This is a genomic window from Pseudomonas sp. TH49, assembly GCF_016650625.1.
Lineage (GTDB): Bacteria > Pseudomonadota > Gammaproteobacteria > Pseudomonadales > Pseudomonadaceae > Aquipseudomonas > Aquipseudomonas fluorescens_H.
This window is the reverse complement of sequence record NZ_JAEKFL010000002.1, coordinates 2,788,621-2,802,459: the sequence shown is the minus strand read 5'-3', so window position 1 is coordinate 2,802,459 and position 13,839 is coordinate 2,788,621. Positions and strand designations below refer to the sequence as shown.

Annotated in this window: 10 protein-coding genes; 5 read left to right on the top strand and 5 right to left on the bottom strand. The window is 60.8% G+C overall.

Annotated features, from left to right (window positions below):
- The first annotated feature begins 63 nt into the window (after nt 1–63).
- The 4 genes from hrpA (at nt 64) to JFU48_RS29585 (ending at nt 6,461) form a co-directional block, all read left to right on the top strand.
- Entirely contained in the window at nt 64–3,975 is a 3,912-nt protein-coding gene (gene hrpA / locus JFU48_RS29600; RefSeq protein WP_201138469.1) for an ATP-dependent RNA helicase HrpA, read from the top strand.
- A gap of 325 nt (nt 3,976–4,300) precedes the next feature.
- Nucleotides 4,301–5,422, top strand: a complete 1,122-nt coding sequence (locus JFU48_RS29595; RefSeq protein WP_003222661.1) for a beta-ketoacyl-ACP synthase III — start codon at nt 4,301–4,303, stop codon at nt 5,420–5,422.
- A 191-nt stretch (nt 5,423–5,613) separates the two neighbouring features.
- Nucleotides 5,614–6,228 (top strand): RNA polymerase sigma factor, encoded by a 615-nt coding sequence (locus JFU48_RS29590; RefSeq protein WP_003222662.1) that lies wholly within the window; start codon nt 5,614–5,616, stop codon nt 6,226–6,228.
- On the top strand, nt 6,222–6,461 hold the full coding sequence (locus tag JFU48_RS29585; protein WP_003222664.1) for an anti-sigma factor family protein: 240 nt from the start codon (nt 6,222–6,224) through the stop codon (nt 6,459–6,461). Before JFU48_RS29590 ends, JFU48_RS29585 begins: the two co-directional genes overlap by 7 nt.
- Before the next feature lie 202 nt (nt 6,462–6,663).
- Here JFU48_RS29585 and JFU48_RS29580 read toward each other — a convergent pair whose 3' ends face one another.
- Nucleotides 6,664–7,995 carry a putative porin gene (locus JFU48_RS29580; protein ID WP_103522308.1) on the bottom strand — a complete coding sequence of 444 codons (1,332 nt, stop codon included), beginning with the start codon at nt 7,993–7,995 and terminating at the stop codon, nt 6,664–6,666.
- Nucleotides 7,996–8,274: 279 nt separating this feature from the next.
- On the opposite strand from JFU48_RS29580, the gene JFU48_RS29575 reads away from it, so the two are divergent.
- On the top strand, nt 8,275–9,399 hold the full coding sequence (locus JFU48_RS29575) for a GNAT family N-acetyltransferase (RefSeq protein WP_201138468.1): 1,125 nt from the start codon (nt 8,275–8,277) through the stop codon (nt 9,397–9,399).
- Nucleotides 9,400–9,557: 158 nt separating this feature from the next.
- On the opposite strand, the gene aqpZ is transcribed toward JFU48_RS29575, so the two are convergent.
- The 4 genes from aqpZ to JFU48_RS29555 form a co-directional block, all read right to left on the bottom strand.
- On the bottom strand, nt 9,558–10,253 hold the full coding sequence (gene aqpZ, locus JFU48_RS29570; RefSeq protein WP_201138467.1) for an aquaporin Z: 696 nt from the start codon (nt 10,251–10,253) through the stop codon (nt 9,558–9,560).
- A gap of 291 nt (nt 10,254–10,544) precedes the next feature.
- Nucleotides 10,545–12,377, bottom strand: a complete 1,833-nt coding sequence (locus JFU48_RS29565) for an ABC transporter ATP-binding protein (protein WP_003222671.1) — start codon at nt 12,375–12,377, stop codon at nt 10,545–10,547.
- A gap of 88 nt (nt 12,378–12,465) precedes the next feature.
- Nucleotides 12,466–13,023, bottom strand: coding sequence for a peptidylprolyl isomerase (locus tag JFU48_RS29560; protein WP_201138466.1), 558 nt, complete (start codon nt 13,021–13,023; stop codon nt 12,466–12,468).
- 3 nt (nt 13,024–13,026) lie between these two features.
- Nucleotides 13,027–13,830, bottom strand: a complete 804-nt coding sequence (locus JFU48_RS29555) for an alpha/beta fold hydrolase (RefSeq protein WP_201138465.1) — start codon at nt 13,828–13,830, stop codon at nt 13,027–13,029.
- Nucleotides 13,831–13,839: the final 9 nt, after the last annotated feature.

The window sequence follows — 13,839 nt, the reverse complement described above, 5'->3', positions numbered from 1 at the left end:
TCAGTGATGCAAATCTGCGACAATCGCCCCCCTGCATAAACAGACGACCGAATTGCGTACCCGATGACCGACGAATCGCCCTCCATCGACAAACTGCTGAAAAACCTCGATCACGCCATGCTCGCCGACCGTCACCGGCTGCGGCGGCAGTTGCTCGAGCTGCGCAAGAAACCCGACGAGGCCAAGCTGGCCCAGTGGGTGGCGCGCATGCAGGCGTCCTGCGATCAGGTGCTGGCGCGCCGTGCCAGCCTGCCGGTGATTCGTTACGACGACAGCCTGCCGATTGCCGCCAAGCGCGATGAGATCAAGGCTGCGCTGGAGAAGCATCAGGTCCTGATCATCGCCGGCGAAACCGGCTCGGGTAAAACCACCCAGTTGCCGAAAATCTGCCTGGAAATCGGTCGCGGCCAGCATGGTCTGATCGGTCATACACAGCCGCGCCGAATCGCTGCGCGCAGTGTCGCCAGCCGGGTGGCCGAAGAACTCGGCACACCGCTGGGTTCGCTGGTCGGCTATCAGGTGCGCTTCGAAGATCAGAGCGATTCCAACACCCTGATCAAACTGATGACTGACGGCATCCTGCTGGCGGAAACCCAGAACGATCGCTACCTCGAGCGCTACGACACGATCATCGTCGACGAAGCCCACGAACGCAGCCTGAACATCGACTTCCTGCTCGGTTACCTGAAAACCCTGCTGCCGCGTCGCCCGGATCTGAAGGTCATCATCACCTCGGCAACCATCGATCTGGAGCGCTTCTCCAAGCATTTCGATGATGCGCCGATTGTCGAGGTGTCCGGGCGGACTTTCCCGGTGGACACCTGGTATCGCCCGCTGACCCTGGAGCAGGACGAAGAGGGCAACCGCGTCGAGGACGACCTGACCGTGGATCAGGCGATCCTCGCCACCCTTGACGAAATCGCCGCCTATGAGCGCAGCGAGCGCCGCAGCCCCGGCGATGTGCTGGTGTTCCTGCCCGGCGAGCGCGAGATTCGCGACGCCGCCGACATGCTGCGCAAAGCCCAACTCAAGCACACCGAAATCCTGCCGCTGTACGCGCGCCTGTCGCCGGCGGAGCAGCAGCGGATTTTCCAGTCGCATCCGGGGCGGCGCGTGGTGCTGGCAACCAACGTCGCCGAGACTTCGTTGACCGTGCCGGGCATCCGTTACGTGATCGACAGCGGCACCGCGCGCATCAGTCGCTACAGCTATCGCGCCAAGGTGCAGCGCCTGCCGATCGAAGCGATTTCCCAGGCCAGCGCCAATCAGCGTAAAGGTCGCTGCGGCCGGGTCGAGCCGGGGATCTGTGTGCGCCTATACAGCGAGGAAGATTTCCTCGGTCGCCCGGAATTCACCGATCCGGAAATTCTGCGTACCAACCTCGCCGCCGTGATCTTGCAGATGCTGCACCTGCGCCTCGGCGAGATCACCGCGTTCCCGTTCATCGAGCCGCCGGACGGCAAGGCGATCAGCGACGGTTTCAATCTGCTGCAAGAGCTTTCGGCGGTGGATCGCAACAGTCAACTGACCCCGCTCGGTCGCCAGTTGGCGCGCCTGCCGGTGGACCCGCGCATGGGCCGCATGCTGCTCGAAGCGGCCAAGCTCGGCAGCCTGCAGGAAGTGCTGATCGTCGCCAGTGCCATGTCGATTCAGGACCCGCGCGAGCGTCCGCCGGAGCGTCAGCAAGCCGCGGATCAGGCCCACGCACAATGGAAAGATCCCGATTCGGACTTCGCCGGACTGGTCAATCTGTGGCGTGGTTTTGAAGAGCAACGCCAGGCGCTGACCGCCAGCCCGCTGCGCAACTGGTGCCGGAAGAATTTCCTCAATTACCTGCGCCTGCGCGAGTGGCGTGATTCCCATCGCCAGTTGAGTCTGATCTGCCGCGACATGCAGTTGAGCCTCAACAAGGAGCCAGCGGATTACCCGAAACTGCACAAAGCCGTGCTGGTCGGCCTGCTCAGCCAGATCGGCCAGAAAACCGAGGACGGCGATTACCTCGGCGCCCGTCAGCGGCGCTTCTGGATTCACCCGTCGTCGGGCATCGGCAAGAAGCGTCCGCAATGGCTGATGACCGCCGAGCTGGTGGAAACCACCAAGCTCTACGCGCGCATGGTTGCCAAGATCGACGCCGACTGGATCGAGCCGCTGGCCGGGCACCTGATCAAGAAAAATCACTTCGAACCGCACTGGGAGAAGAAGCGCGGCCAGGTCGTGGCCTACGAGCAGATCACCCTGTTCGGGCTGATCGTGGTCGGTCGCCGCCCGGTGCATTACGGCCCGGTGGATCCGCAGGTCTCGCGCGAGCTGTTTATCCGCGAAGGCCTGGTGCGTGGCGAGATTCAGTCGAAAGCCAAGTGCCTGACCGCCAACAAGCAGTTGCTCGAACAGCTCGACGAGCTGGAGGCCAAGGCTCGGCGCCGCGATATTCTTGCCGACGAAGAAACCCTGTACGCGTTCTACGATGCGCGCTTGCCGGCGGAGATTCACCAGACCGCGACCTTCGACAGCTGGTATCGGGTCAACAGCCAGAAAGACCCGCAACTGCTGATCATGCGCGAAGAAGACGTGCTGGCCCGCGAGGCCAGTGAAGTCACCGCGCGCGACTACCCGGACACGCTGCACATTGGCGATCTGGAACTGGCGCTCAGCTACCACTTCGAACCCAATCACCCGCGCGACGGCGTGACCCTGCGCGTGCCGGCGCCGCTGCTGCCGATGCTGCCGCCGGAACGCCTGGAATGGCTGGTGCCGGGGCTGATCGAGGCCAAGTGCATTGCCCTGGTACGCAACCTGCCAAAAGCCCTGCGTAAGAACTTCGTGCCGGTGCCGGACTTCATCAAGGCTGCCTTGCAGCGCATGACCTTCGCTGAAGGTTCATTGCCGCAAGCGCTGGGTCGCGAACTGTTGCGCATGACTGGCGCGCGGGTCAGCGATGAGGCGTGGGCGGAAGCCGCGCAGCAGGTCGAAAGCCATCTGCGGATGAACCTGGAAATCGTCGACGGCCAGGGCAAGTTCCTTGGCGAGGGCCGCGATCTGGCCGAGCTGACCGCACGGTTTGCCGAAGCCAGCCAGGCGGCTTTGGCAGTGCCGCAGAGTGCGAAAAGTCAGCAACCGGTGGAGGCCAAGGTCTTCGCCCCGGTGGCGGAAAAGACCCAGCAGAAGATTGCCGGACTGTCGATGACGGTCTATCCGGCGCTGGTGGAAGAGGGCGGCACAGTCAAGGAAGGGCGCTTCTCGACCCCGGCCGAAGCCGAGTTCCAGCATCGCCGCGCCTTGCAGCGGCTGCTGCTGCAGCAACTGGCGGAACCGGCGAAGTTCCTGCGCAGCAAATTGCCGGGCATCACTGAGCTGGGCCTGCTCTATCGCGAGCTGGGCCGGGTCGATGCGCTGGTCGAAGACATTTTGCTGGCCAGCCTCGACAGCTGCATCCTGGAAGGCGAAGACCCGTTGCCCCGTGACGGCGCCGGGCTGGCGGCATTGGCCGAACGCAAGCGCGGCAGCTGGACCGAACACGCCGAGCGCGTGGCGCGGCTGACGCTGGAGATCCTCAAGCTGTGGCACGGCCTGCAAAAACGCTTCAAGGGCAAGATCGATCTGGCTCAGGCTGTGGCGCTGAATGACATCAAGCAGCAAATCAGCAACTTGGTGTATCCGGGTTTCGTCCGGGAAACGCCGATGCAATGGCTCAAGGAGTTGCCGCGCTACCTGAAGGCGGTCGAGCAGCGTTTCGAGAAACTCGGTGCGCAGGTGCAGAAAGATCGAGTCTGGAGCGGCGAACTGGCCGGCCTCTGGACGCAATACCAGACCCGCGCCGCCAAGCATGCGCAGGAAGGCAAACGCGATCCACAGCTGGAGCTGTACCGCTGGTGGCTGGAGGAATACCGGGTGTCGCTGTTCGCCCAGCAGTTGGGGACGAAAGCACCGATCTCGGACAAACGGCTGAGCAAGCAGTGGAGTCAGGTCGAGGCCTGACAGTGAGCCTTACACAATCCCTTGTAGGAGTGAGCCTGCTCGCGATTGCGGTGTGTCAGTCAGTATTACGGTGACTGACACACCGCAATCGCGAGCACGCTCACTCCTACAGGGAAATGGGGTTGTGCTTGAGAAAGGCGCCAAAACCTTGGGTTTATGGCAAACTTCGCGACCATAAATGCCGTTTTCGCGACCCAGAGCCTTTGGCGAGTTCGCGGATCGGACTAAAAGATGCCAGGTCAGCGTCCCCGGACGGGAATAGACCCTTTGTGTGTTGGTACGTCGGTGCCAGCGCTTTCTGCCTGAACAGATTAGAGAAACGACCATGCATAACGTCGTCATCAGCGGCACCGGCCTGTACACCCCGGCCAACAGCATCTCCAACGAAGAGCTGGTGCAGTCTTTCAATACCTATGTTGCGCAGTTCAACGCCGACAACGCCGACGCCATCGCCAGCGGTGAAGTCCAGGCGCTGACCGAATCCAGTGCTGCATTCATCGAAAAAGCCTCGGGCATCAAGAGCCGCTTTGTCATGGACAAGGACGGCATCCTTGATCCTGCGCGCATGGCCCCACGCCTGCCGGAGCGTTCCAACGACGAATGGTCGGTCCTGTGCCAGATGGCTATCGGCGCCGCCGAACAGGCGCTGCAACGTGCCGGCAAGACCGCTGCCGACATCGACGGCGTGATCGTCGCCTGCTCCAATCTTCAACGCGCTTATCCGGCCATCGCCATCGAAGTCCAGGAAGCGCTGGGCATTCAGGGTTTCGGTTTCGACATGAACGTGGCCTGCTCCTCGGCGACCTTCGGCATCCAGGCCGCGGCCAACAGCGTGCAACTGGGCCAGGCCCGGGCGATCCTGATGGTCAACCCGGAAGTCTGCACCGGTCACCTGAACTTCCGTGACCGCGACAGCCACTTCATCTTCGGTGACGCCGCGACGGCGGTGATCATCGAGCGTGCCGACCTGGCGACTTCCCCGTACCAGTTCGACGTGGTCAGCACCAAACTGCTGACCAAGTTCTCCAACAACATCCGCAACAACTTCGGCTTCCTCAACCGCGCGGCGGAAGAGGGCATCGGCGCCCGCGACAAGCTGTTCGTGCAGGAAGGCCGCAAGGTGTTCAAGGACGTCTGCCCGATGGTCGCCGAACTGATCGGTGAGCACCTGGAGGAGAACAAACTCAACGTCGGCGACGTCAAGCGCTTCTGGCTGCACCAGGCCAACCTGAGCATGAACCACCTGATCGTGCGCAAGCTGCTGGGCCGTGAAGCCACCGAAGAAGAAGCGCCGGTGATTCTCGACACCTACGCCAACACCAGCTCTGCCGGGTCGGTGATTGCCTTCCACAAATATCAGGACGATCTGGCCAGCGGTTCGCTGGCGGTATTGAGCTCGTTCGGCGCCGGTTACTCGATCGGTAGCGTGATTCTGCGCAAACGCTGAGTCATCAGCCCTCGTGGCGAGGGAGCTTGCTCCCGCTGGAGTGCGTAGCGCTGCCAAAACCGGCGATTGCGGTCTTGCTGAAGAACCGCAATCGCCGGTTTTGCGACTGCTGCGCAGCCGAGCGCGAGCAAGCTCGCTCGCCACAGGGTCGAGTGCGTTAACGTTAATCGGTATTTGCAAACGAGGCGTGCATGGCCGCAACCGACGACACCCAGCTGCTCGAACGTCTGCTCGCGGGTGAGCAAAAGGCTTTCAAGGAACTGGTCAGCACCTACCAGAGCGCCATGCGCGCCGTGGCTTACGCGATTGTCGGTCAGCGCCATGTCGAAGAAGTGGTGCAGGACGCCTGGCTTTCGGTGGTACGCCATATCGGCAGCTTTGAGGGGCGTTCCAGTCTCAAGACCTGGCTGCTGACCATCACCGCCAATTCTGCCAAAAGCCGTTACAAACAAAACCGCCGCGAAGTGTTGATGGACGATCTGCCGTCACCCCACGGCACCATCGACGACGATCGCTTCTCTCCTGGTGACGGCCATTGGCTGGTGGCGCCGTTCGCCTGGCATCAGGACACCCCGGAAGCCTTGCTCACCGAAAGCGAACTGCGTGATTGCCTGGAGCACACCTTGCTCAGCCTGTCGGAACTGCAAAGCAGCGTGTTGCTGCTGCGCGAACGTCAGGGTCTGGAACTGGAAGAGATCTGTAATCTTCTGGAGATCTCGCTCTCCAATGTCCGTGTGCTGCTGCATCGTGCGCGGCTGAAAGTCTTCGCCACGGTGGAGCATTTTGAGGAGACCGGCGAATGCTGACCTGCAAGGAACAAGTAGCGCGCTCCAGCGATTATCTCGATGGCCAGTTGAGCTTTCGCGAGAAACTGCTGGTGCGCCATCACCTGATGTTCTGCCCGAACTGTCGGCGGTTCATTCGTCAGATGCGTTTGATGCAAGCGACCCTGAAGGCGCTGCCGGAGAAACCGCAAGAGGGTGTGGACGCGCTGGCCGAACGCCTGGCCGAGCAACGCCGAAAAGATAGTCTTCTGTAGGCGCTGAACCATTGTGGCGAGGGAGCTTGCTCCCGCTGGGTCGTGAAGCGGCCCTCGCTTTACTTAGAAGCAGAGGACTGCTTTGCAATCCGGCGGGAGCAAGCTCCCTCGCCACAGGTAAGATAAAAATAGCCCGGCGCGGGACGAAACGAACGGATGATGGGGATCGTTCCGCCCGCGTCAGGCTAGAGGGTGACGCGTTTTAGAACTTGGCTTCGGCATCCAGTTGCAGCGTATTGATGTCGGAGTCGGTCTTCTTCAGGCTGGCGTTGGTGTAGTCCGAGTTGGCCATGAAGTAGGTGGCGCCCAGGGTGAAGTTCTTGTCCAGCTCGTAGCTGACTTTCAACTTGCTGCCGCGCGAACCGGTGTAGCCGTTGGCGAAGTCGGAGTCGGTGAAGGCACCCACCACCGCGTTACGCTGTACGTCGCGGTAGTTGTAGTCGATCCCGAAGCCATAAACCTTGGTCTTGACGCCGGCCAGCCAGCCAGTGTCCTGGTCGTTGCTGGCGTCTTTGTTGTTGACGTACTGACCGTAGATCGACAGCGGCACTGGCAGGTTGGCGATGTCCAGTTGACCAAAACCTTCATACAGTTTGAAGGTTTCGTTCGGGCTGTTGCCGTTGACGGCCAAGGCACATGGCGCAGTGACGGTGCCGGTGGTCGGGCAGGCGCTGTCCTTGTCATTGTCGTAGGAATAGAGGCTGCCGCCCAGGGTCAGTTTCAGGCTGTCGGTCAGTGCGAAGCGACCGCCCAACTGGCCAGCGTACAGACGCAGGTCGTGCTTGAACTGCACGCCTTCGCCGTCGACGTTGTCCTTGAGGGTGTAGTGGCCGGCGCTGCCGAACAGCTCGGTGCTGCCGTTCAGCGGGTACTTGTAGGTGACGGCCAGACCTTCCGGGTTGATGTCGCTGTCCCAGATGATGTCGCCCATGCTCACCCACGGCTGGTTCATTTTACCGGCGATCAGGTGCAGGTTCTTGATTGCGTCAGGGTGGTAGTCGACGTAACCCTGGTCGAGCCAGATCTGCTTCTTGTCGAAGTAGTTGTTCAGGTCCTGGTTGGTGGAGCGGGCGTCGTCGCTGCTGCCGGTGGCGATACGGATACCGGTGTCCACCTGTGGGTTGATTTCGGTGTAGGCACCCAGACGGGCACGAATGCGCTGACGGTCCTGGTCCTTGCTGTTCGGCACGCCATCGTTCTTGACGGTCTCCTGACGGAAACGCACGTCACCCTTGAACTGGGTCTTGGCGGCCCAGGCAAGTTTCTGGTCGAAGGAGCTCAGTTCGTTGGTTTTCTTCGCGGTCGCCGCGATTTGCTCGTTGGTCTCTTGCTGCGCCTGCTGCGCGATTTGCTGAGCCTTCTGATCCTGGGCCAGTTCGGTTTGCAGTTCGATGTACTGCGCCTGGGTGATGGAACCGTTAGCCTTGAGCATGTCGAGCAGTTTGGCGTCGACTGCGGCACTGGCCGGAACACTCATGGCCAGCAACAGGCCACCGCACAAGGCCGCCGCAGTTTTTGTGGAAGCAAGACGCATAGCAATCTCCGAAGATGAGAGGGGATGGCTGAACCATCCTGGGCACACCGACGCGCACGTCGGAAAACAGTGTCCGGGTAGAACCCGGCGCTCTAAAAACAGGAGCGAGTATCGCGATGGTTTATGACAGAGCAGTGGCTAAGTGATGTCATGTCGATGACGATACAAAGGTGTCGTGAACTATTGATCTAGAGCGCTGTCGTCCGAATGCTCGTGTGCAAAGGGCAGCGATAAGCGATACTCGCGGGGCTTTGATGCCCGGAAGTGGAGAGTCAGTTGATGCCGTTGCAACGCCTGCAAAGCCTGTCAGAAATCGCCCCTGCGACCTGGGATGCACTGGTGCCCGAGACCCAGCCGTTCCTGCGGCACGCCTTTCTCTCGGCCCTTGAAGACAGCGGCAGCGTTGGCCCGCACACGGGTTGGCAAGCCGAGCATCTGCTGCACGTTGAAGGCGGTCGGTTGATCGCCGCGTTACCCAGTTACCGCAAGTGGCATTCCTACGGTGAGTACGTGTTCGATCACGGCTGGGCCGATGCCTGCGCCCGGGCCGGCATCGATTACTACCCCAAACTGCTGACGGCGGTGCCGTTCAGTCCGGTCAGCGGCCCGAGACTGTTGGCGGCGAATGTCGAGGATGGATTCGAACTGCTCAAGAGCCTGCCGGGCTATCTGGAAATCGAAGCGCTTTCCAGCGCGCACATCAATTTCACCGACCCCTTCACCGACGCCGCCATGGCCGAGCAGCCGGGCTGGCTGCAGCGTATCGGCTGTCAGTATCACTGGCAGAATCGCGGTTACCGAGACTTCCAGGATTTTCTCGACGTGCTCAGTTCGCGCAAGCGCAAGCAGATGCGCAAGGAACGCGAACAGGTGGCGGGGCAGGGCTTCGAGTTCGAATGGTTGACGGGGCGCGAGCTGGACGAGTCGCAATGGGATTTTGTCTACGCCTGCTATGCCAACACTTACGCCGTGCGCCGCCAGGCGCCCTATCTGACGCGCGAGTTCTTCAGCCTGCTGGCCGCGCGGATGCCGGAGGCGATTCGGGTGGTCTTCGCCAGACAGGGTTTACGGCCGGTGGCAATGGCCTTCAGTCTGGTCGGGGGCGACAGCTTCTATGGGCGCTACTGGGGGTGTCTGGCCGAGTTTGACCGGCTGCATTTCGAGACGTGTTTCTATCAGGGCATGGATTATGCGATTGCCCACGGATACCTGCGTTTTGATGCCGGCGCTCAGGGCGAGCACAAGCTGATTCGCGGCTTTGAACCGGTCATCACCCATTCGTGGCACTACCTGCGCCATCCCGGATTGAAAGCCGCAGTTAAAGACTTCCTGCAGCAAGAGCGCGCCGGAGTATTGGCCTACGCCGAGGAAGCCAGAACAGCCTTGCCCTACCGCCAAACCTGAGTTCGCCTTTAATCGGCGCCGACATTCATTCTTGAGCGTGGCTGATTTCCTGATGTGGGAGGGGGCTTGCTCCCGAATGCGGTGTGTCAGTGCAGTAAATATGACTGACACGGCGCATTCGGGAGCAAGCCCCCTCCCACAGGGGATCTCCAGTGGTGTCAGGTGTCCTCTTTACCCAGCCAGCGATAAAGCGTCCCGCCCACCACTGCGCCCAGCAGCGGCGCGACCCAGAACATCCACAACTGCGCGATCGCCCAGCCGCCGACCATCAGCGCCGGGCCGGTGCTGCGCGCCGGGTTGACCGAGGTGTTGGTGACCGGGATCGAGATCAGGTGAATCAGCGTCAGGCCCAAACCGATGGCGATCGGTGCGAGGCCCGCCGGGGCGCGTTTGTCGGTGGCACCGAGGATGATGATCACGAACATTCCGGTCATCACCAGTTCGGTGACAAACCCGGCCGCCATCGAGTATTTGCCCGGTGAGTGCTCACCGTAACCGTTGGAGGCCAGGCCGGCGGCGATGTCAAAACCCTCCTTGCCACTGGCGATGTAGTAGAGCAGGGCAGCGGCGAGTATCCCGCCCACTACCTGGGCGATGATGTAGGCCGGCAGCTCCCTCGCCGGAAACCGCCCGCCGACCACCAACCCGACCGACACCGCAGGATTGAGGTGACAGCCACTGATGTGACCGATGGCGAAAGCCATGGTCAGCACCGTCAGACCAAACGCCAGGGCCACCCCCAGCACTCCAATGCCCAACGGCGAAGACGCTGCAATGACCGCGCTGCCACAGCCACCCAGAACCAGCCAGAACGTACCCAACAACTCCGTGACTGAACGTTTGAACAGAGACATGAGAGAGTCCTTGATAGCCCATGCTATCGAGACTGTATTGCGTTGTGCTTCCCTGCAGATTTACGACAGGTTCCGTGCTGGAACCTTGGCTGAGTACAGCAGGCTTTGGATGGATTTCCAGCAGGCATGAAAAAACCGCCAGAGCCCGTGGTTAGAGGCCTGTGGCGGTTCTCGATGTATTGTGGGAGGGGGCTTGCTCCCGAATGCGGTGTGTCAGACAAATGTTCGGTACTGACACCCCGCTTTCGGGAGCAAGCCCCCTCCCACATTGGAGTTGTATTGATCCAATAATCAATCGATTCCGACAAACCCTCCGGTCTGGTGCGCCCACAACCGCGCATACAGGCCGCGATGCGCCAGCAGTTCGGCGTGGGTGCCGCTCTCGGCGATCTTGCCGTTTTCCAGCACCACCAGCCGATCCATACGGGCGATGGTCGAGAGGCGGTGAGCAATGGCAATCACGGTTTTGCCTTGCATCAGGGTTTCCAGGCTTTCCTGGATCGCCGCTTCCACTTCCGAGTCGAGTGCCGAGGTCGCTTCGTCCATGATCAGGATCGGCGCGTCCTTGAGCAACACCCGGGCAATCGCGATGCGCTGGCGCTGACCGCCGGACAGCTTCACCCCGCGCTCGCCGACGTGCGCATCGAAACCAGTGCGACCTTCAGCGTCCGACAGTAACGGAATGAACTCGTCGGCGCGGGCCTTGTGCACCGCGTCCCAGAGCTCGGCGTCGGTGGCGTCAGGCTTGCCATACAGCAAGTTGTCGCGGATCGAGCGGTGCAGCAGGGAGGTGTCCTGCGTGATCATGCCGATGCGTGCGCGCAGGCTTTCCTGGCCGACTTCGGCGATATTCTGCCCATCGATCAGAATACGTCCGCCCTCGACGTCGTAGAGGCGCAGCAGCAGGTTGACCAAGGTCGATTTGCCGGCGCCGGACGGCCCGATCAAACCGATTTTCTCCCCCGGTTTGATGGTCAGGTTGAGGTCGCCGATGATGCCTTTCTTCTTGCCGTAGTGAAAATCCACGTGCTCGAAACGCACTTCGCCACGGGCCACGGCCAACGGTTTGGCCTGTTCGCGATCAGTGACGCTGACCGGTTGCGAGATGGTCTGCAGACCGTCCTGGACCATGCCGATGTTTTCGAAGATGCCGGTGACTACCCACATGATCCAGCCGGACATATTGACGATACGAATCACCAGACCGGTGGCCAGCGCGATAGCACCGACAGTGATCAGCGACTGCGTCCACAGCCACAGCGCCAGCGCGGTGGTGCCGACGATCAGCAGGCCGTTCATTGTGGTGATCGCCACGTCCATGCTGGTCACCACGCGGCCGGCCATCTGCGCCTTGACCGTCTGTTCTTCGATGGCTTCCTTGGCGTAGTGCTGTTCGAAATTGGTGTGGGCGAACAGCTTCAGGGTGGCGATGTTGGTGTAGCCGTCGACGATCCGCCCCATCAGTTTCGAGCGTGCGTCGGAAGCTTCCACCGAACGCTCTTTCACCCGCGGCACGAAGTAGTAAAGCGCGCCGATGTAGGCAGCGATCCACGTCAGCAGCGGGATCATCAGGCGCCAGTCGGCTTCGGCGAACAGCACCAGCGAACTGATCGCGTAGATCACCACATGCCACAGCGCATCCACCGCTTGCACCGCCGAATCGCGCAGCGAGTTGCCGGTCTGCATGATGCGTTGGGCGATACGCCCGGCGAAGTCGTTCTGGAAGAAATTCAGGCTCTGTTTGAGCACGTAACTGTGGTTCTGCCAGCGGATCATGCTGGTCATCCCCGGGCTCAGGGTCTGATGCACCAGCAGGTCGTGCAGGCCGAAAAAGATCGGCCGCAGCACCAGCGCAACCACCACCATCCACGTCAGTTCGAGGGCGTGGTCGCTGAAGAAATTCGGGTTGGGCGTGCCTTGGGCGAGGTCGATGATGCGGCTCAGGTAACTGAACAGCGCCACTTCGATCAACGCGGCAAACAGGCCAACCACCAGCAGAGCAGCGAAGCTCGGCCAGACTTGTCTCAGGTAGTAGGTATAGAAGGGCCAGACACGATCTGGAGGGGACGCCGTCGGAGCGTCGCGGAATATGTCGATCAGTTGTTCGAAACGGCGATAGAGCATCAGATAACCGCCCGGAAGCCGGGCTCTCCTTTTATCGGTGTGAGCGGCGTGGCGTCAGGCCAGCGCCGCTCGATACGCCCTGTACAGCTTAGTCGATGACTTTGGCCGACTTGATGATCACAGGGTCGACAGGCACGTTTTGCATGCCGCTTTTGGTGGTGGTTTGCGAGTTGACGATGACGTCAACCACGTCCATGCCTTTGACCACTTTGCCGAATACGGCGTAGCCATCACCCTGGTCGAGGAAATCGTTGTCCTTGACGTTGATGAAGAACTGGCTGGTCGCCGAATCAGGTGCGGAGGTGCGCGCCATGGACAAGGTGCCACGGACGTTGGCCAGACCGTTTTTGTGTTCGTTCTTGATCGGCGCCTTGGTGTCTTTCTGCTGCATCTGTGGAGTGAAACCGCCGCCCTGAGCCATGAAGCCCGGGATCACACGGTGGAAAATGGTGTTGGTGTAAAAGCCGCTGTTGACGTAATCCAGAAAGTTCTTGGTACTGATCGGCGCCTTGACCGAATCCAGTTCGATTTCGATCTGACCGTTGGTGGTGTCCAGCAGCACGTGCGGTGCTTTGGCAGGCGCGGCAGCCATCAGGTTGGCGGCAAACAGCACAGTACCAGCGGCGAGGGCGAGTTTTTTCAGCATGGGTCAGTGATCCTGAGATTGAGTGTCGGCTGCGGCAAGAAACTCCAGCAGCGTTTGATTGAAGCGTTCGGGTTGATCGAGCGGGGTGGCGTGGCGTGAATCGGCGATCACCACCAGCCGCGCATTCGGCAGCAGTTTTACATAGGTTTCTTTCAGCGCGACGGGTGTGTAGTCACGGTCGGCGCTGACGATGAGGGTTGGACAGGAAATTCTCGAAAGTCGTTCCTGAACGCCCCAGCCAACAATCGCGTCGAAGCTGGCGAGATAAGCACGTTTGTCGTTTTTTGCCCAGCGCTCGGACATTTTTTGCCGCAGTTCGGCCTGCTCAGGCTTGGGAAAAAGTTTGCTGCCCAAGGCCTTGCCGATGGTCGCAAGGCTGAGTACGCGCATCAGACTCCAGCGCTTGAACCACTGCCAATAGTCGTCGCGACTGCGGATTTTGACTTCGGGAGCGCTGTTGACGATGGTCAGGCTTTTCAGCATGTGCGGCTGATCGACGCCAAACTGAAAGCCGATCATCCCGCCCATCGACAGCCCGGCATAGTGCACCGGGCCGAGGTTCAAGTGTTCGATCAGTGCCAGCAGGTCTGCGCTGAAACCGGCGATGCTGTAGCGCTCGCGGGGTTTGTCCGAGCGACCGTGACCGCGAATGTCCGGAACGATCACCCGGTAGTGCGCCGACAGCGCCGGGATCTGCATTTCCCAGTCAAGCGTGCTCGAACCGAGCCCGTGAACCAGCAGCAACGGCGAACCGTGGCCATATTCCTCGTAGTGCAGGTTGCAACCTTCGTGCTCGAAATAGGCCATCGATGAACT

Coding starts and splice junctions, on each gene's coding strand:
- JFU48_RS29590 (WP_003222662.1), top strand. CDS start 5,614: ATGGCCGCAACCGACGACACCCAGCTGCTCGAACGTCTGCTCGCGGGT.
- JFU48_RS29555 (WP_201138465.1), bottom strand. CDS start 13,830: ATGGCCTATTTCGAGCACGAAGGTTGCAACCTGCACTACGAGGAATAT.
- JFU48_RS29560 (WP_201138466.1), bottom strand. CDS start 13,023: ATGCTGAAAAAACTCGCCCTCGCCGCTGGTACTGTGCTGTTTGCCGCC.
- JFU48_RS29585 (WP_003222664.1), top strand. CDS start 6,222: ATGCTGACCTGCAAGGAACAAGTAGCGCGCTCCAGCGATTATCTCGAT.
- JFU48_RS29595 (WP_003222661.1), top strand. CDS start 4,301: ATGCATAACGTCGTCATCAGCGGCACCGGCCTGTACACCCCGGCCAAC.
- JFU48_RS29580 (WP_103522308.1), bottom strand. CDS start 7,995: ATGCGTCTTGCTTCCACAAAAACTGCGGCGGCCTTGTGCGGTGGCCTG.
- hrpA (WP_201138469.1), top strand. CDS start 64: ATGACCGACGAATCGCCCTCCATCGACAAACTGCTGAAAAACCTCGAT.
- JFU48_RS29575 (WP_201138468.1), top strand. CDS start 8,275: ATGCCGTTGCAACGCCTGCAAAGCCTGTCAGAAATCGCCCCTGCGACC.
- aqpZ (WP_201138467.1), bottom strand. CDS start 10,253: ATGTCTCTGTTCAAACGTTCAGTCACGGAGTTGTTGGGTACGTTCTGG.
- JFU48_RS29565 (WP_003222671.1), bottom strand. CDS start 12,377: ATGCTCTATCGCCGTTTCGAACAACTGATCGACATATTCCGCGACGCT.